Origin of the sequence: Stenotrophomonas sp. LMG 10879, from assembly GCF_002750935.1 — a bacterium.
In the GTDB taxonomy this organism is placed as follows: Bacteria; Pseudomonadota; Gammaproteobacteria; order Xanthomonadales; family Xanthomonadaceae; genus Stenotrophomonas; species Stenotrophomonas lactitubi_B.
This window is the reverse complement of the sequence record NZ_PEJT01000005.1, coordinates 293,558-311,477: the sequence shown is the minus strand read 5'-3', so window position 1 is coordinate 311,477 and position 17,920 is coordinate 293,558. Positions and strand designations below refer to the sequence as shown.

16 protein-coding genes are annotated in these 17,920 nt (G+C 65.2%); 9 read left to right on the top strand and 7 right to left on the bottom strand.

Annotation, left to right across the window (positions count from 1 at the left end; genetic code table 11):
* The first annotated feature begins 2 nt into the window (after nucleotides 1–2).
* Together polA and CR919_RS10045 are read left to right on the top strand one after the other, a co-directional pair.
* Nucleotides 3–2,777 (top strand): DNA polymerase I, encoded by a 2,775-nt coding sequence (gene polA / locus CR919_RS10050; protein ID WP_099819902.1) that lies wholly within the window; start codon nucleotides 3–5, stop codon nucleotides 2,775–2,777.
* 315 nt (nucleotides 2,778–3,092) lie between these two features.
* Nucleotides 3,093–3,575, top strand: coding sequence for a YetF domain-containing protein (locus CR919_RS10045; RefSeq protein ID WP_089237785.1), 483 nt, complete (start codon nucleotides 3,093–3,095; stop codon nucleotides 3,573–3,575).
* 55 nt (nucleotides 3,576–3,630) lie between these two features.
* On the opposite strand, the gene CR919_RS10040 is transcribed toward CR919_RS10045, so the two are convergent.
* The 7 genes from CR919_RS10040 to CR919_RS10010 form a co-directional block, all read right to left on the bottom strand.
* Nucleotides 3,631–5,151, bottom strand: coding sequence for a hypothetical protein (locus CR919_RS10040; protein ID WP_099819901.1), 1,521 nt, complete (start codon nucleotides 5,149–5,151; stop codon nucleotides 3,631–3,633).
* 127 nt (nucleotides 5,152–5,278) lie between these two features.
* Entirely contained in the window at nucleotides 5,279–6,175 is an 897-nt protein-coding gene (gene hemF, locus CR919_RS10035) for an oxygen-dependent coproporphyrinogen oxidase (protein ID WP_099819900.1), read from the bottom strand.
* Nucleotides 6,176–6,215: 40 nt separating this feature from the next.
* The gene (locus tag CR919_RS10030) at nucleotides 6,216–7,817 is read right to left on the bottom strand and encodes a hypothetical protein (protein WP_133119605.1); all 1,602 of its coding nucleotides are present in this window, start codon (nucleotides 7,815–7,817) and stop codon (nucleotides 6,216–6,218) included.
* A gap of 139 nt (nucleotides 7,818–7,956) precedes the next feature.
* The gene (locus CR919_RS10025; protein ID WP_099819898.1) at nucleotides 7,957–9,102 is read right to left on the bottom strand and encodes a hypothetical protein; all 1,146 of its coding nucleotides are present in this window, start codon (nucleotides 9,100–9,102) and stop codon (nucleotides 7,957–7,959) included.
* Between the two features lie 35 nt (nucleotides 9,103–9,137).
* Nucleotides 9,138–9,701: a hypothetical protein gene (locus tag CR919_RS10020; protein WP_099819897.1), complete on the bottom strand. Its 564-nt coding sequence runs from the start codon at nucleotides 9,699–9,701 to the stop codon at nucleotides 9,138–9,140.
* Between the two features lie 30 nt (nucleotides 9,702–9,731).
* Entirely contained in the window at nucleotides 9,732–10,151 is a 420-nt protein-coding gene (locus CR919_RS10015) for an NUDIX domain-containing protein (RefSeq protein ID WP_099819896.1), read from the bottom strand.
* Nucleotides 10,148–12,520: a S9 family peptidase gene (locus CR919_RS10010; protein ID WP_099819895.1), complete on the bottom strand. Its 2,373-nt coding sequence runs from the start codon at nucleotides 12,518–12,520 to the stop codon at nucleotides 10,148–10,150. The genes CR919_RS10015 and CR919_RS10010 overlap by 4 nt, the downstream gene beginning before the upstream one ends.
* Nucleotides 12,521–12,687: 167 nt before the next feature.
* On the opposite strand from CR919_RS10010, the gene CR919_RS10005 reads away from it, so the two are divergent.
* From CR919_RS10005 to CR919_RS09980, 7 genes are all read left to right on the top strand, one after another.
* Complete coding sequence (locus tag CR919_RS10005; protein WP_099819894.1) at nucleotides 12,688–13,017, top strand: hypothetical protein; 330 nt, start codon at nucleotides 12,688–12,690, stop codon at nucleotides 13,015–13,017.
* Nucleotides 13,018–13,054: 37 nt separating this feature from the next.
* Nucleotides 13,055–13,708 carry a sigma-70 family RNA polymerase sigma factor gene (locus CR919_RS10000; protein ID WP_099819893.1) on the top strand — a complete coding sequence of 218 codons (654 nt, stop codon included), beginning with the start codon at nucleotides 13,055–13,057 and terminating at the stop codon, nucleotides 13,706–13,708.
* Nucleotides 13,705–13,920 (top strand): hypothetical protein, encoded by a 216-nt coding sequence (locus tag CR919_RS09995; protein ID WP_099819892.1) that lies wholly within the window; start codon nucleotides 13,705–13,707, stop codon nucleotides 13,918–13,920. The genes CR919_RS10000 and CR919_RS09995 overlap by 4 nt, the downstream gene beginning before the upstream one ends.
* 277 nt (nucleotides 13,921–14,197) lie before the next feature.
* Nucleotides 14,198–14,509 (top strand): hypothetical protein, encoded by a 312-nt coding sequence (locus CR919_RS21060; RefSeq protein ID WP_133119604.1) that lies wholly within the window; start codon nucleotides 14,198–14,200, stop codon nucleotides 14,507–14,509.
* Nucleotides 14,510–14,560: 51 nt separating this feature from the next.
* Complete coding sequence (locus CR919_RS21055) at nucleotides 14,561–15,772, top strand: hypothetical protein (RefSeq protein WP_133119603.1); 1,212 nt, start codon at nucleotides 14,561–14,563, stop codon at nucleotides 15,770–15,772.
* The gene (locus CR919_RS09985) at nucleotides 15,769–16,587 is read left to right on the top strand and encodes a hypothetical protein (protein WP_099819890.1); all 819 of its coding nucleotides are present in this window, start codon (nucleotides 15,769–15,771) and stop codon (nucleotides 16,585–16,587) included. Before CR919_RS21055 ends, CR919_RS09985 begins: the two co-directional genes overlap by 4 nt.
* Nucleotides 16,588–16,620: 33 nt before the next feature.
* On the top strand, nucleotides 16,621–17,919 hold the full coding sequence (locus CR919_RS09980) for an ABC transporter permease (protein ID WP_099819889.1): 1,299 nt from the start codon (nucleotides 16,621–16,623) through the stop codon (nucleotides 17,917–17,919).
* The last annotated feature ends 1 nt before the right edge of the window (nucleotide 17,920 follow it).

Sequence of the window (17,920 nt, the reverse complement as noted above, 5' to 3'; positions counted from 1 at the left end):
GCATGAGCAGATTAGTCCTGATCGACGGGTCCAGTTACCTGTACCGCGCGTTCCACGCGCTGCCGCCCCTGTCCAATGCACAGGGTGAGCCCACCGGCGCGCTGTTCGGCGTGGTCAACATGCTGCGCTCGACGCTGAAGGAACGCCCGGCCTACGTCGCGTTCGTCGTCGATGCCCCCGGCAAGACCTTCCGTGACGACCTGTACGACCAGTACAAGGCCAACCGCCCGCCGATGCCCGACGAACTGCGCAGCCAGGTCGAGCCGATGTGCCGCATCGTCGAAGCGCTGGGCATCAGCATCCTGCGCATCGATGGCGTGGAGGCCGACGATGTGATCGGCACCCTGGCCCTGCAGGGCGTCGCACAGGACCTGAAGGTCACCATCTCGACCGGCGACAAGGATTTCGCCCAGCTGGTCCGGCCGGGCATCGAACTGGTCAACACCATGACCGGCAGCCGCATGGATTCGGATGCGGCGGTGATGGACAAGTTCGGCGTGCGTGCCGACCAGATCGTCGACCTGCTGGCGCTGATGGGCGACACCGTGGACAACGTGCCCGGGGTCGAGAAGTGCGGGCCGAAGACGGCGGCCAAGTGGCTGGCCGAATACCAGCACCTGGACGGGGTGATCGCGGCCGCGCCAACCATGAAGGGCAAGATCGGCGAGAACCTGCGCGCCGCGCTGGAGCGCCTGCCGCTGAACAAGGAGCTGGTGACCATCCGTACCGACGTCGCGCTGGACGCCAGCCCGACCACGCTGGCCCTGCGTGATCCGGACGTGCCCACGCTGGGCGAGCTGTACCTGCGTTACGGCTTCACCCAGGCATTGAAGGAACTGGGTGGGCCGGTACCAGCGCCTGCGGTGGCCAACGACGCGACGCCGAGCCTGCGTGGCACCGCGGCCGGTTTTGCCCGTGGCAGCGCCGAAGCGCCGCCGGCGGGCGAACTCGATCCGGCGCTGTCGGCGCCTGGCGAGTACGAGACCGTGCTGACCACCGAGCAGCTGCAGGCCTGGGTCGCACGCGTGCAGCAGGCCGATCTGATCAGCTTCGATACCGAGACCGATGCGCTGGATGCGATGCGCGCGCGGTTGGTGGGCATCAGCCTGGCGGTGGAGCCGGGCAAGGCCGCCTACATCCCGGTCGGCCATGACTATCCGGGCGCGCCGGCACAGCTGCCGCTGGCGCAGGTGCTCGACGCGCTGCGGCCGGTGCTGCAGGACCCGGCGAAGAAGAAGCTGGGCCAGCATGGCAAGTACGACCTGCACGTGCTGCGCCGCCATGGCGTGGACGTGCAGGGCTACCACGACGACACCATGCTCGAGAGCTTCGTGCTCAATTCCACCGCCACCCGCCACGACATGGATTCGCTGGCCCTGCGTTACCTGGGCTACAACACCATCAAGTTCGAGGAGGTGGCCGGCAAGGGCGCCAAGCAGATCTCGTTCTCGCAGGTGGGCATCGACGAGGCCAGCCGCTACGCCGCCGAAGACGCCGACATCACCCTGCGCCTGCACCACGCGCTGCAGCCGCAGCTACTGGCCGAACCGACCCTGGACAGCGTGTACCGCAGCATCGAGATGCCGCTGGTGCCGGTGCTGACCAGCATCGAAGCCAACGGCGTGCGGATCGACACCGACGAACTGCGCCGGCAGAGCCAGGACCTGTCCTCGCGCATGCTGGCCGCGCAGCAGAAGGCCACCGAGCTGGCCGGGCGCAGCTTCAACCTGGATTCGCCCAAGCAGCTGCAAGCGGTGCTGTTCGACGAGCTGAAGCTGCCGGCGGTGGTGAAGACCCCCAAGGGCCAGCCCAGCACCAATGAAGAGGCGCTGGAGGCGATTGCCGAGCAGCACGAGCTGCCGCGGGTGATCCTCGACTACCGGGGCCTGGCCAAGCTGCGCAGCACCTATACCGACAAGCTGCCGGAGATGGTCAACCCGGACACCGGCCGGGTGCACACCAGCTACCACCAGTCCGGCGCCGCCACCGGCCGCCTGTCCTCGTCCGATCCGAACCTGCAGAACATCCCGATCCGCACCGAGGATGGCCGCCGCATCCGCCGCGCGTTCATCGCCCCGGAAGGTTTCCAGCTGCTGGCGGCCGACTATTCGCAGATCGAACTGCGGATCATGGCCCACCTGTCCGGAGACCCGGGCCTGGTGCGCGCCTTCGAGCAGGGCGCCGACGTGCATCGCGCCACCGCCGCCGAGGTGTTCGGCCGCACCCTGGAAGAAGTGACCAGCAACGAGCGTCGCGCGGCCAAGGCGATCAACTTCGGCCTGATGTACGGCATGAGCGCGTTCGGGCTGGCCCGCAACCTCGGCATCGACCGTGGTCAGGCGCAGGACTACGTGGCGCTGTACTTCAGCCGCTACCCGGGCGTGCGCGACTTCATGGAGCGCATGCGCGAGCAGGCCCGGGAGCAGGGCTACGTGGAGACCCTGTTCGGTCGCCGCCTGTACCTGAACGACATTCATGCACGTAACCAGGGCCTGCGTGCCGGCGCTGAACGTGCGGCCATCAATGCGCCGATGCAGGGCACCGCCGCCGACATCATCAAGCGCGCCATGGTCGCGGTTGACCAATGGCTGCGTGACAGCGGCGCCCCGGCGCGGATGATCCTGCAGGTGCACGATGAACTGGTGTTCGAAGCCGAGACCGGATTCATTGAAGAGCTGCGCAGCAACGTCGTGCAGCACATGTCGCAAGCGGCACAATTGCGCGTGCCGCTGGTGGTTGATACCGGCACCGGCAGTAACTGGGATGAGGCGCACTGAGTCGCATTCAGGCCGAAAACGCCGTGAATTCGTTCATTTGCGTGATATTTCTGACTCGAACATGAATGTTTCCCTGAGGGGTGCTTATTAAATTGGGCCCCTTCACGAACCGTTAGTGTTCGGAGTGCTTCTATAACTCCCGACAGGCGCAACGCCTGTTGTGGATCTCTCCCATCCCCTGGAGCAGATCTCGGAACGGGGGCTCCTCCCCAAGCACCCGTTCCCCGGCCCCGTTGACCTCCCCCTGGTCAGCGGGGCTTTTTATTTGGGCGCAGCTGCGCCACGCTGGGCCATCGCTCAGCAGGGGAACCCGCAATGCCCGATCTGTTCGCCCTGGCGATGCCTTGGTGGGAATTCATCCTGCGCGCGGTGGTGGTCTATGCCGTGGTACTGGGCATGGTCCGGCTCAGCGGCAAGCGCGCGCTGGGGCAGGTCACGCCGTTCGACGTGCTGCTGATCGTGCTGCTCGGCAACGCGGTGCAGAACGCGTTGCTGGGCACCGATACGTCGCTGGCCGGTGGCCTGCTGCTGGCCGCCACGCTGATCCTGCTGAACTACGGCGTGGGCTGGATCACCGCCCGCAGCCGCCGCATGGAACGGTTGATCGAGGGCGAACCGGTAGTGATCGCGCGCAACGGCAAGCTCTTCGACAGCGTGCTGCGGCGCGAGCTGGTCAGCCGCGCCGATTTCGAGGTCGCCATGCGCCAGCAGAGCTGCATCGGCGTGGAAGAGGTGGAACTGGCACTGCTGGAAACCAACGGCCACATCACCATCATTCCCAAGCGCAAGGACGATTGACGCGCGCCACAGCGTGGGCCGGAGGCAGTACTCCTGCGACCCACGCTGACACGGTTTACTGTTCGGCCGCCTGCGCCTTCATGCCTGCCCAGTCACGTGTGGCGTCCACATCGCAGGCTACATGCGTGCCCTTGCCGTCCTTGGCGCAGATCGCCGCCATCGTCTGCGGTACCTTGGGGTCGGCGGTGTGTGCATAGCCTGCGGCGAGCCCCAGGCAGCCATCGCGCACGCCGGCGCTGCACAGCTTGATGAAATACGGCTGGGCCTGCGCCCACTTCTCCGCGCTGTGCAGTTCCTCACCCGCGACCTTGCAGCCAAGCAGCTTGCCGTCGTTGCAGCATGACGCGGCGCCGCCCTTGCGGGCGAGGGTCGGGCAGTCCAGCGGCTGCGGGATCTCCACGAATGCCGGTGGCGGCTGGCAGCTCGTCGCGGACTTGTCCATGCGCTGGTAGTAGCCGTAGCGGTTGTCCTTGTCCATCCCGGCCAGGGTTCCGTTGCTCAGTGGCTGCAGTACGAAATCGCTGCCCACGTCACGACGGATCAGGATCCTGCCGTCCTGCACGCGTGCGCGCAGGCGGGTGCCGACACCCTCCACTTCGACCAGGCCGGCATCCAGGAACCGCAGCGACGACAGCAGGCCAAGCTCGGCCTCGAAGCGGCCGCAGGGAAGCGCGGTAGCTGCGACCGGGGTCAGCGCCGACGGCGCCAGCGGGGCCAGCATCGCCAGGCCCTTGGCCGGGCCGCAGGCGTAGGTGCCCTCGCGCTGTGCGCACGAGCGCTGCAGGGCCTGCTGCGCCTGCTGCAGGCGTCCGCCGTTCCACAGCGCCTCGGCCACGTTGCTGCAGAACGATTCGCCCTGCTGCTGCGCGCACAGCGCCGCCAGTTCATCCAGCTGCGCTGCTGGCAGCGGTGCGTCCAGGGTCTGCTCCAGGCCCATCACCGCCCTGCCCATCAGCTCGCCGGCCATGGCCTTCATGACGGCCATGCAGGCTTCCCCCTCCTCGGGCGACGCGTCATCGCGGCAGTAGGGCGGCATCTGCGGCTCGGCCCGGGCACGCTGCGGTTGCGCCTCCGTGGCCTGGCGCTGGTAGGTCTCCTGCAACTGGGTGCAGGCCACCTCCACGCCCTCGCGGCACCAGGCGTGCAGCTGCGTGGGCGCGGCCTCGGGCAGTGCCTCCAGGCAGTCACTGGTGTCGGCCATGCAGCTGCCTTCGACCATCTCCGGTACCGGCTTGCAGGCGGCCGCTGCTTTCAGGTGGAACGTGTGGTACCCGCCGGTGACCGTGCGGTCGTTGTCGCTGAACTCCCAGTTCTCCAGGCGACCGGTGGACAGGTTGCCGGTGCCCAGCAGGTTGTCCTGGCGTACCAGCCGCAGCCGCTCCGTGGCCTGGTAGGGGCCCGAAAGGAAGCCGTGGGCTTCGCTTTCGATGGTCAGGCTGGCATTGCCATCGTCCTGCAGGTAGGTGCCGCAGGCCATGGACTGCGCGGCCACCGGCAGGCTGGGCACGGCCAGCGCGAGCAGCAGCATGAGGCGCCAGGTGGTCATCCGGCGGCGTGGGGAAACAACAACGGGCATCACGGTCTTCCTTGATTCAAGACAAGAGGGGGAAATGAAGCGGAGCACGCCGCAGCGCGGGCGGCGGTTCACACAACTGCCCGGATTGCGCAGCGGCAACGCGTGCAGCGTCCGGTACCCGAAGCGCCTACAGCCAGTCGCGTGGCACCAGGTAATCGGCCAAGCGCGCTTCGGCGCTGCCGTCTTCCGGGGTAAACCCGTACTCCCAGCGCACGCGCGGGGGCAGGCTCATCAGGATGCTCTCGCTGCGGCCGCCGCTCTGCAGGCCGAACAGCGTGCCGCGGTCGTAGACCAGGTTGAACTCGACGTAGCGGCCACGGCGGTACAACTGGAACTCGCGTTCGCGTTCGCCGTACGGCGTGTCCTTGCGCTGCTGCACGATTGGCAGATACGCATCGAGGAAGCCATCGCCGACCGCGCGCAGGTAGGCGAAGTCACGCTCGAAATCGCCGTGCAGATCGTCGAAGAACAGACCGCCAACGCCGCGTGTTTCGTTGCGGTGGCGCAGGAAGAAATACTCATCGCACCAGCGCTTGTGCGCGGCGTAGCGCTCTTCACCGAACGGCGCGCACAGATCGCGCGCCACCCGGTGCCAGTGCTGCACATCCTCGTCGAACGGATAGAACGGGGTCAGGTCGAAACCACCGCCGAACCAGCTGGCCACCACTTCGCCATCGCGCTGCGCCTGGAAGAAGCGCACGTTGGCATGGGTGGTCGGCACATGGGGATTGAGCGGGTGGAACACCAGCGACACACCGGTGGCGCGCCATGAGGCGCCGGCCAGTTCCGGTCGGTTGGCCGAGGCAGACGGCGGCAGGCGGCTGCCGGCCACGTCGGAGAAGCCGATGCCGGCCTGTTCGAACACCGCGCCATCGCGCAGCACGCGGGTGCGGCCACCGCCGCCCTCGGCACGCTGCCACAGGTCTTCCTGGAAGCGTGCGCGGCCATCGGTGGACTCGATCGCTGCACAGATGCGGTCCTGCAGGTCGGTGAGGTAGGCGCGCACGCGCTCGAATTCGTTCATGGCGCGTACTTTACCGCAGGGCCCGGCCAGGCAAGCTCCCTCACTGCTTGTGGTTGGGGGTGCGTGGGGCCGGTCTGGTCCGATCCTCGTGCGCGGACTGTTCCTGGACCGCGCGGTCCAGAGCCTGGCCGAACTCCAGCAACCCCCAGTTGCGCGTCGCCAGCACGTCGCAGGCTACATGGCGGCCACTACCATCGGCCTCGCAGATGGCCTCAAGCATGGGGCGGGCGTCTACCCTGCTGCTGTTCTCCATGACGCTGACCAGGTTCTCACAGCCCTCGCGGATACCGGCCTGGCAGACCTTCTGGTAATGCTGGCTGGCCTCCACCCACTTCCCGTTCAGCGCGGCGCGACTGCCCAGCACGTGGCAGCCCTGCATCCTGCCGGCGGCGCAGCAGGCTTCGGCTTCACCGTCGATGGGCGCGCGCGGGCAGTCCTGCGGGAACGGAGTTTCGTCGAACACCAGTGGCGCGCTGCACTGTGCATTGCCCGGTTGCCGCTGGAACCGCTGGAAACGCGTCGAATCGTCCAGCCCCAGCAAGTCGCCGTTGGCCAACGGCTGCAGTACATAGTCAGCCCCACGCTCGTGGCGCATGCGGATCTGGCCGTCCTGTACGCGCGCGCGTACTCGCGAGCCGAAGCCAACCTCCACCATGCCACCGTCGCCGAAAGTCAGTTCGTCCATCAGCCCGCCGGAGGCCGCATAGTGGCCACAGGGCACGGCGGCGGCGGGGTGCTGCACCAGCGCTTCGCCCAGCTGCAGCAACGCGGACGCCTGACGGCACGATCGCTCGTCGCCGCCGTCGCAGGCCACCTGCAAGGCCGCCCGGCCTTGCTGAAAATTGCCGGCGGTCCACTGCAGCTTGGCGACATCCTCGCAGAAGCCACTTTCGCCCACCTTCGTGCAGAGCCCCTGCAGGCGTTGCAGCCGAGTATCCGACAGTGTGGGCTTGACTGCAGGCGAAAACACTTCAACCATGCTGGCCGCCATCGAGGCCGTGCGAATGGCGGTGTCGACTGCCTCGACGAGCCCGGGCCGCTCTTCCAGAATGGCCATGCAGGCCTCGGCGTCGGCAGCAGGGTCATCGTCGCGGCACTGGCGGGGGAAATCCATCTCGGCCATCGCCTTTTCCATGGTGGCCTGTATCACCGCGATCTGTGCTTCGGTCGGCGTATCGCTGCCGGGGGCCTGGTCGGCCTTGCGATAGCGATCGGGCAGGCGCTGGCAGAGTAGCGGAACGCCTTCGGCGCAGCCCGATTCCAGTGCCGGAAGGCTCAGCTCATGGTGGTTGTAGAGGCACTGCCGGGCGTCGGCCAGGCAGCTGCCGGGCGTATGTTCGACCGGGGGCAGGCACGCGGCCGGCTGGATCAGGCGGTAGCGTTTGCCGTCCCTATGCAGGGCGCGACCATCGCGCTGGACCTCCAGTTCAGAGACGAGGCCGAAGGTGAGATCAACCAGATTGAGGGTGCCTTCGCTGCGCTGGACAACGAAGGGCCGATCGGAGATGTAGCTGCCTTTCTCGACCCCGCGGTCAGGCCCATCCACGCGCAGCTGGTTGCCGCCGCCTTCGGCCTCGAAAACGCCGCAGCGTGGCAGGCCGGATGCGGCGGCCTGTTGGGCGCAAAGCAGCAGGGACAGCAACGCGATGCAGCGCGGAAGCCGGTTGCGCGGAGCGTAAGCAGACATGTCGAGGCCACAGCAGAAAGACGCGGGCCACGATAGCCAGCCCATCCCGATCCGCAATCAAATCCGCCAGAACGCAGGACCTGCCGTCGCGGCTTCAGCGCCGGGCGGGTCGTTCGCGACAAAACTGCGGGGCGCCCGGAGGACGTCGGTAACGCTGGTACCCGGTAAACGCGTCCAGCCCCAGCAGATCGCCATTGGCCAGCAGGCCCAGCACGTAATCGGCGCCATTGTCGTGGCGTATGTGAAGGGTGCCGTCCAGCAGCAGCGCGCGCACGTCCTGCGTATCGACCCTGGCCCGCCCGGCATCGTCGAACGTGAGCGTGTCCAGGCTGCCACCATCGGCCTGATAGCGGCCGCACGGCACCTGCAGGAGCGGCACCAGGCGTAGATCGGCACCGAGTTCACGCAATGGTGCGGTACGTTCGCAGGCGCTGACGCGCCCCGCATCGCAGACCACCTGCAGGGCCTGCACCGCCAGCGCAGGTTCCAGCGCAATCAACTGTTGTTCGGCCACTTCGACGCAGAAGCGGCCACTGCGGTGCTGCAGGCACAGCTGCTGCAGGTGATCGCGTGCAGCGGCCCCAAGGCGCGAATCCAGTGTGTCTTCGTCTTCCTGCTGCAGGCGTTCACCTACCCGCTGCATGGCGGCAACCAGCGCATCATCGGTCAGCGCCTCGCACGCCCGTGGGTCATGCCCGGGCGTGTGTTCGCGGCAGACGGGCGGGCGCTCGAAGCGCGCGGGGCCGATGTCGTCGCTTCCCACCGCAGTCACTGCATCGCGCAGCTGTCGCAGCACCGTCGAGCAGCCCGCGCCAACGCCTTCGCTGCACGCGCGTTTGGCCTGGCCGGGCGAGGCCGTGGGCAGCTGCGCGATGCAGTGGCTGCCGGCGGCGCGGCAGCTGCCGTCCATCGCGGTGGGTTCGATGGCGCAGGCGCGCGCCTGGCGCAGGGTGTAGACCGTGACGACGTCGTCCTCGATGCGCTGCCCATCGGCACTGATCCGGATCGGCTCCGCCACGCCATCGTCGAGCATGACCAGCCGGGTCCGCGCCGCACTGCGATCGACCCACAGCGGCTCCGGCTCACTGATGTGGTTGTGGCGGTAGCCGGTACTGGGCGTGGTGAACACAAGCGCCATGCCGCCATCGGTACTGCGGTATTCGCCACACCGCAGCGCATCGGCACCGGCAGGCAGTGCGATGAGCAGGAACAGGGTGGGCAGGAAGTTCAACAAACGCATGCGACGGTCCTTGTCGTGCGGGAAAGAGATAGGGCTCAGCGGAAACGCGCGCGGATATCCGGCCGCAGCAGGCGCCAGCCCAGCCAACCCTGCAGCCCCGCGAACAAGACCGAGGTGCCGACCAGTGTCAGGGTGAACAGCACGCGCTGCACCTGCAGCTCATGCTGCGCTGTCGGGTCGCTGGCGAGCAGCGCGATGAATACCAGCAGCAGGCGGTCCATCCACCAGGCGATCACGAAGTTGGCCAACGCACTCAGGCCCAGCATCCACACGTAGGCCCACAGGCCCCATCGTCGCCCGCGCCACAGGCCCCAGCTGGCCAGGGTCGAGACCAGGCAGAGCAGGGCAACAAGCAGCGAGGTGGCCGCCGGGTGTTTCAGCATCCACCACAGGCTGCCGTCGAGCTGCTGCTCCCACGCCACTGTTACCAGCGTCATCCAGAACTCGGTGCGGGCCAGTGCAGCGGCCATCAGCGCCTGCGCGAGGAAGTAGAGGGTGACCAGCAGGCACAGCCAGAACGAGCCCTGCGCCACCGCGGCGACCCAGTTGTTGGGTGGCGGTGGGGTGGGCGCGGGAATCGGGGGAATCGAGGCTGACATCCGTTGTCCGGGTGAGCGATGCCCGCCTCGTCAGCGGGCCGTCGCCAGGGCAGCGACCGCCGGCAGGATATGGTGTTCGCTCAAGGGTGCCAAGGGCCGGCCGTGCGGCGGCTGCAGCGGTACCCAGGCCAGTTCGGCGATCTCCGCACGTGCGCACGGCTCACCTTCGATCCACACCCGCCAGGCCTGTGCCTGCACGCGGTGGCCGGGCTCGTTCACCGCCCAGTCCTCGAACGTGCCCAACGGCAGCGCCGAGGCGGCATCCAACCGCACGCCCAGTTCCTCGTGCAGTTCGCGTGCCAGTGCCTGCAGCGGCGCCTCGCCCGGGTCGGGCTTGCCGCCCGGCTGGATGAAGCGGCTGGCACCGTGCTTGCGCACCACCAGCGCCCGGCCGCGATCATCGAGGATGACCGCGGCCACGATGTGGATCGTGGCCGCGGCAGCACTCACTTCAGGTTCTGCTCGAACAGCTTGAGGATGCGCTTGTACTGGTCCAGCCAGGAGTCGGCACGCACGTAGCCGTGGCGCTCCAGCGGGTACGGCGCGATCGACCAGTTGTCCTTGTGCAGCTCGATCAGGCGCTGGGTCAGGTTCACCGAATCCTGGAAGAACACGTTGTCGTCCATCATGCCGTGGGCGATCAGCAGGTTGTCCTGCAGGTTCTGCGCGTACTCGATCGGCGACGACACGCGGTACGCCTCCGGGTCGATGTCCGGGGTGTTGAGGATGTTGCTGGTGTAGCCGTGGTTGTACTGGTGCCAGTCGACCACCGGGCGCAGCGCGGCGCCGGCCTTGAACGTGCCCGGCGAGCGGAACAGCGCCATGAAGGTCATGAAGCCGCCGTAGGAACCGCCGTAGATACCGGCATGGTCACGGTCGCCCTGCTGGGTATCGACCAGCCAGTCCAGGCCGTCCTTGTAGTCTTCCAGCTCCGGGTGGCCCATGTTGCGGTAGATGGCCGTGCGCCAGTCGCGGCCGTAGCCCTCGCTGCCGCGGTAGTCCATGTCCAGCACGATGTAGCCCTTCTGCACCAGCAGGTTGTGGAACATCTGCTCGCGGAAGTAGGCCGGGTAACGCTGGTGCACGTTCTGCAGGTAGCCGGCACCGTGCACGAACATCACGATCGGGTACTTCTTCCCCGGTTCCTTGTTTTCCGGCTCGTAGTACTTGGCCCAGACCACGCCGGCGCCGTGCTTGGACGGCACCGCCACCAGCTTCGGCTGGACCCACTGGCGCGCCTTGTACTCGGCGGTGCGGGTATCGGTCAGCACGCGCGCCTGGCCAGCACCGGTACTGGGCACCACTGCCAGCTGCGCCGGCAGGTAGGCACCGGAGTAGCGCACCAGCAGCTGCTGGCCGTCCGGCGACAGCGAGAAGTCTTCCACGCCATTGAGGTTGGTCAGCTCGCGCACCTGGCGGGCGGCGGTATCGACCGCGCAGACTTCGTAGTCATGCGGGGCCTGCTGGTTGCACAGGAAGTAGAAGCCCTTGCCGTCCGCCGACAGCACCGGCGCCGAGGTCTCCCACTTGCCACTGGTCAACGCCTGCGGCTTGCTGCCACCGGCCTGGGTGTACAGGTGCGAGAAGCCCGATTCCTCGGACAGCAGCCACAGCGTGCGGCCATCGGCCATCCAGCCGAAATCGTTGAAGCCCCAGTTGATCCAGGCGTTGTCGGTCAGCCGGTGGCGGTTCTGCACGCGGCCGTCGGCAGCGGCAACGCTGACGATCCAGCGGTCCTTGTTGTCGTTGGCACGCAGCATCACCGCGGCCTGCTGGCCATCAGCGCTCCAGCGGATGCCACCGCCCATGAAGTCGCTCATCACCTGCACGCTGCGGTCGCCCTTCAGCGCGTCCTTGCCGGCCTTGCGGCGCAGCTCGGCCAGCGGATCGGTGCCGATGCCCGGCAGGCTGGACAGCGACAGCTTCTCGGCCTTGCCGCTGCGTACATCCACGAACCACAGGGTGTGCGGCTCGAAGCCGTTGCGGCCGACGCGGGTGCGGGTGTCCTCGGTTTCCTCGTAGCCCGACTCGGTCACGTACAGCGGCATCTTGCCGCCGCGGCCGTCATCGAAGTCCTTCGGCTTGGTGGTCACGATCAGGTGGCCCAGGTCCGGCGACAGCACGCTGTCGACGATCTCCACGTCGGCGCCCAGGAACACCGGGCCCGGTGCGCGGGTCGGGTCGGCCTGGCGCCAGCGCTGGTCCTGGTCCTTCAGCGCCTCGCGCTGCTCGCGGTCGCGGCGCAGGGTTTCCAGCGTGCGCAGCTGCTGGTCGCGCAGCACGTCGGCCTTCGGCGGCGTGCTCGGATCCTTGTCGGCCTTCAGGCTGGCCACCTGCTGCACGCCGCTGGCGGCGGTCCAGTGGAACCAGTTCTGGCCGACACGCCAGATCACCCCGTTGTCGGCGGCGAAGTTCACGCCGGCGGCGCGTTCGTTGCTGCGGGTCAGCTGGGTCAGCGCGCCGCTGCGCAGGTCGCGCACGAACACATCGCCGTTGCGCACGAAGGCGCTGCGGGTGCGGCTGCGGTCGTACACCGGATCGGCTACGTCGAGGCTGCCGCGCTGGTCATCGGCCACCTGCGCGGCCACGCCACCGGCCACCGGCTGGCGGAAGGTGTCGCGCACCGGGCTGCCGTTGCGCTTGAGCTGGTACTCCACCTGCTGGCTGTTCCACGACCACCAGGCCTTCTCCACCGGCGGACCGATCCAGTCCGGGTCGGCCATGGCCTGTTCGATGGTGATCGGCGTGGGCGCGGCATGCACGGCCGGAGCGGCCAGCACGGCAGACAGCAGGAGGGACAGGGGCAGCACTCGGGACATGGGCGGACAGCACCAGAAGAGGAAACCGGGCAAGCGTAGCAGCCGCAAGGGCCGGGGGAGGGGGCCACAGGTCATGGCAGCGGGATCGGCAAAGCGGTGCAACCGGTCGGCAGGGTCGCGCATCCAATCTCCTGAACCCGCATCATCCAGCGGACAGGAGCACGACCATGCAGGAACTCATCCCGATCACTCTCTTCATCTGCACCGCCTATGCGATCCATGCCATCGCCGATGCGCGTGCGCGCAGCAAGCTGGTGGCGCCGCACGTGCCGGAAGAGGTGATCCGCTCGCTGGCGGTATTGGAAGAGGAGCGCCGCCGCCAGGGCGCGCTGCGCTGGGGCATCAGCCTGGTGTGCCTGGCACTGGCCATGGCGCTGCTGGAGGCGATCGGTGCACGCGACCTGACGTTCGGCGCCGCCGCCGCGATGGTCGGCAGCGCCGGCCTGGGTCAGCTGCTGGCCTGGTACTTCACCCGCCCCGCAGCACGCAAGGGCTGAGCCGGCGCATGTTGCGGGCACAGGAGGAGCCCCACGCATGAGCCTGCTGGGGGAAGCGCTGGCCGCATTGCGGGGGCGGCATCGACAGGATGCCGCGGCCGCGACCACCCCTGCCGAGCCGCTGGATGCGGACCAGGCGCTGGTGCGCGCCATCATCGACGGCTCGCAACCGGCCTTCGCGCAGCTGGTGGAAACACATCAGCGCACCTGCGCGCATGTGATCGGACGCATGGTCGGCGACCGCGACCAGGTGGCCGACCTGCTGCAGGAAACGTTCCTGGCGGTATTCCGCCAGCTGCACCGGTTCCGTTTCGAATCCTCGCTGCGTACCTGGATTTCGCGCGTGGCCTACACCACCGCGCTGCAGTACCTGCGGCGGCGGCGACTGGAAGCGCAGTGGATGGTGGCGGTGGAAGCGCCCGAGGAACTGGGGGTTGGTGACGACGGGCCTGGCCCGGCGGAAATCAGCGAGACATTGCAGGCCGGCCGCCACCTCGGCGCGGCGCTGGAACGATTGAGTGCGCCGCAGCGCCTGATCGTAGGCCTGCACTATCTGGAGGATTTCGATCTGGCCGAGATCGAACAGGTGACCGGCCTGGCCCGCGGTACCATCAAGAGCCACCTGTACCGTGCGCGCCAGGTCCTGAAGCAGGAACTGGTGCGGCACGCCACCGCCGGAGAGCTGCTGTGAACCGACCGACCGATTCCCGTGATGCGGAAGAGCGCGCGCTGGCAGAGGCGTTGCGTGAGCAGGCGCAGCAGGAAGAGACACCGGATGTGAGTGAGGCGCTGCGGAAGCGCATTGTCTCCGAATCGCGCGATAGCGGCGTGGGCTATGTCGTGGTGCAGGTGGTGTTGCTGGGGGCGCTTGTGGCTGGGGGCGTCTGGTACTTTTGGCGCTGAGAGGCTGATTGATAAGACGTCAGTCGCATCCGGCGTGAATTTTCTTCCGCCACTCCAACATTAAATTTCGGAAAATCCCCCGCGTCCGACGGATCGCGTCATCTTCAGACGCTAAGTGAAAGGCCCTGTGCTGAGGATAGTTGCAAAGGAATCCTCTTCTGTTGATGCCGATGATTCTGCTGGAAAAACCTAAATCGTCGGCAGTCGCTGACGCTGGCCGGGAGCTGTGCAAGCTCACGGCTATATCCAGCAGTATCAACATCAAAGGAGCTGAATAATGTCGAAGATCGGCAAGTCCGTGCTTCTCCCTCCGGCACTCATTGCAATGCTTGGTCTATCTGGCATCGCATCTGCTGCGCATGAAAGTGCACCAAATGAACTCGCGCAGAACCACAACGTCCCTGTGCTGGACATCAATCTCGTCAGCGGAACGGAGTTGAAAGAAGGAATCGGCGATAACGAGATCGCAGGTGTTCAATGCACCAACTACTCAAGTGGTGGCACTCACTGCGGTCACTATTCGTCAGGCGACGCAGAAGAGCTCCAGTTCGCTCATGTTGTTCCTGAAGTCCAGAAGTTCAACGTCTAAGAACGCGGACGGTCGCCCATGGGGTGGCCGTCCGTCACCAAGGAGAAGTTGATGAGAACTTCCATAGAGGATCTTAGGAGAGCGATTGAAGATCCGCATAGAACGGTTGACGTTTGCTCAGTGCTGCTGGATGCGTGGCTTGAAGTCACTCCGCGTCGTTTGAGTGAGGCTCTTTCTAGATTCAGAGATAAGCGGATTGAGAATCAAGGGCGTGTGGAAAACTTTGAAAAAACGTTCAAACAGTTGGATCCCGCGGCGAGAAGAAGATTGCTTGGCTCCCCTTGGGTCTCCGGATTCATGGATGATCCAGATGGAGTTTCTCATGAAGATCCAGATGGACGGTCTGTCTCAACCATCGAAGCGCTTCACCTCGCCGCAACGGCCGAGTTTCTAGTTGCTCCCATCAATGACGGAATGGGAAAATTGCACCAAGGGAGGGGAGTCGAAAGCCCGCTGGGGGAGTGGGTGCTCAGACGGCATGAATCCGGATTTGAAAAAGTTGAGCGCGCAAAAGTGGGAGGTGTGATCGCTCTGGACGTGGATAGTGGGCTGGCGCGTCGAAACGAGCCAGAGAGTGGAACGTTCTGCAATCCATTCCTGAGTATCTCATCAGAAGAGCTTGTCGTAATCCAGGAGAAGCTGGAAGCAGCCATAGGGCTTGTGGACGAAGCCACTCCACATCTAGGTCTCCTGATTCGAACATTCACAAGGCGTGTGCTTGTGAGGAAGTCGATCCAGCCGGGTGATCAGGTTTCACCTCTGAATCTTGGGTCCGAGTATCGGCCGATTCATGCAGGTTGCATCCGAATCCTCAATGTCCATAGGCCAGAAATGACCGTGGATCTCTGCGCAGAGGCAATTCTGCATGAGTCCATCCACTCGTACCTTTCCGCCTACGAAGAGGTGCACGGGAAGTTCATGTCAGGCGCAATCAGGGTTCGCCCGGTTTCACCATGGTCTGGCAACTTCATTCCAAACCATTCACTGGCACACGCGGTTTTTGTCTACTACGCCATACATCAGCTCCTCGGGATATTGGTTGATATCGGAGCTGGCATTGGAGAAGAAGCCGGCAAGAGAATGAAGCGACGACTGATGCACGTTGCAGGCGGATTCTGCATCGAACGGAAGATCTCCACGCTATTCGTACTGGAGTCACCCGCTTCGCCGCAGCTGATGGCGGTCGTGAATGAAATTCAGGAGAAGATCAGGACTGAGTACAGCCAAAGAATGCCGAAGTACAAGCTGGAGAACGTGGCATGAAGACGCCAACCATTGTCATCCACTCCGATCCGGAAGACGTTGTCGCAGCCTTGCTTGGGGATGTTCAGGGCGTGAGTGTAATTCATCTGGACGAGCTGACTCGAAGCTGGTGCGTTCGGGAGGCTGAGGTAATTGAACCGGTACTGGAACAGTCGATTCCGAGCCTGTGCTCTGCCTACATCATCAACAGGGTCTTCGAGCTCTCTCGCACCGAGATTGGCTTGCGTCTTCGAGCATTTGGTCTGCATGAGAACTGGGCGCACGCAGCTTTGGGCTCTGTTCTGGCGCGAGCGCACGCGCTGGCACACGGTATTGGTCCTCGCGGCGTGAGTAGATCGCTTCTCCCCTTGAACGTGCAATGGAAGCTTCTTTCCGGGCGTATCCCTGGCATCAAGACGCCACAGTTCGCCTTTGGGTTCGGTCATCGAATGCCCGATATCTCGCATCTGGAAAAATTCGTGCAGAAGTCGGTCTGGTCCTACTTTCGGTGGAATGGCGATTCTGACGTCGCAGAAGATGAGCAGCAGTGGCATCCATTCTTCGTCGAGCAGCCGCAGGGCATCCCAATCGTGTGTAGCTATCACGGAGAGGCGTTCGCACTGAGTTTTCCGAGAGGATGGCCTGAGGTGGATCTTGGGGCTTTTCCTGGTCTCGTATCCGCATGCCGGGAACTGTTCGACAGCAGGATGGGCGAGATACTGGTGTACCAAGAGGATGAAATCCTGACCTTCTGCGCCTGCAGTCCTTACATGGCAGGAGTAGGTGAGCTGAGAGAAGGGAAGCAACTTCTTCTACGGGGAGTTCCTTCGAATTGAGGTTGAGGGCTCTGCAAAGGCCAAGGAGGGTAGGTGCACGGTTACTACATCAAGATGTCGTTGATTCGATTCAAGCAACGAATCGGCACACATCTCGCAATCGCTCTCATGCTGGGTGTCGGAGTAGGGATCACGACTGTGATGCTCTCCATTGTTCTTCAGGCATCTTCGGATCCCGTTCCAGAGCGGAGCTCCGCATTGTTCCGCCCGTATCTTGACGCACGTCCAGATGCCCTGCGCAATGCCTCCCCGGATCCTGGGCAGGCATTGACCTGGCCAGACGCGAAGGCGCTTCTGAACCAGGGCCGGACGTGGAAGCAGGCAGCTATGGCGGGAGGCGCGGTAACGCTTTCCCGGCCCGGAGAATCCAGCGCAAGACTGCGCGCGAGGTTCGCTACATCCGACGTCTTCAGTGTCCTGGGCATTGCCGTTGTTCAAGGGCGGGCATGGTCCGCCGAGGAGGGGCATGCCGCGAGCAGAACGGTGGTCCTTTCACGCGCGCTTGCAGAGCGGGAGTGCGCGCGTGACTGCATGGGCCATCAGTTGGAACTGAACATGCGCACCTATACCGTGGTGGGTGTCGCGGAGGACTGGCATCCGGTGCCCATGTTTCAGGGAGATCTGACACGCCGACCCTTTGTGGGACCCGATGAGATCTATCTGCCGGTCGAAACCGCAATCGCGGACGAGCTGACCGTTGTGGATGGAACGACGATCTGGGGAGGTGATCAGGACACAGATCCCGCAGGGCCCAACGTTTCCTGGCTTCAACTGTGGGTGTGGCTGCCCACCGCACACGATGTCGCCGCTTACAGCGCGAGTCTGAACGCCTATGCGAGGGAGAAGGGGCTTGGGATCGAGCCAGGCACCAAGCAGGTTGCACTCTGGCCGTTGATGGATTGGCTGGACAGGCTGGGATTGGTTCCGGAGCGGGCGAGGATGCAGCTCCGACTGTCACTGATCCTTCTCTGCGTGTGCATTGTCAACGCTGCGGCGTTGCTGAGCTTCAGTCTGGGTCGTCGTCGGCGGGAGCTCGCGATACGACGTGCACTGGGAGCGCGACGCCGAGACGTGTTCATCCAGCTCATGTGGGAGTCCATCGCAGCGGGACTCGCAAGCAGTGCGCTCGCTGTGGTCACTTATACGCTGGGAATCCTTCTGGTTGCTTCGGGAGACGTTCTGCCCAGTGCGATAACGTCGATGCATGCTGGGGCAATGCTGACGGCGGCGGGCCTGGGGGTCGCCACGACGTTGCTCTGTTCATTGTTCCCATCGTTTGAGATCTGCAGGGGTAGCTCATTGTCGAGTACCTTCGCGAAAGGGGCTGCCTGAA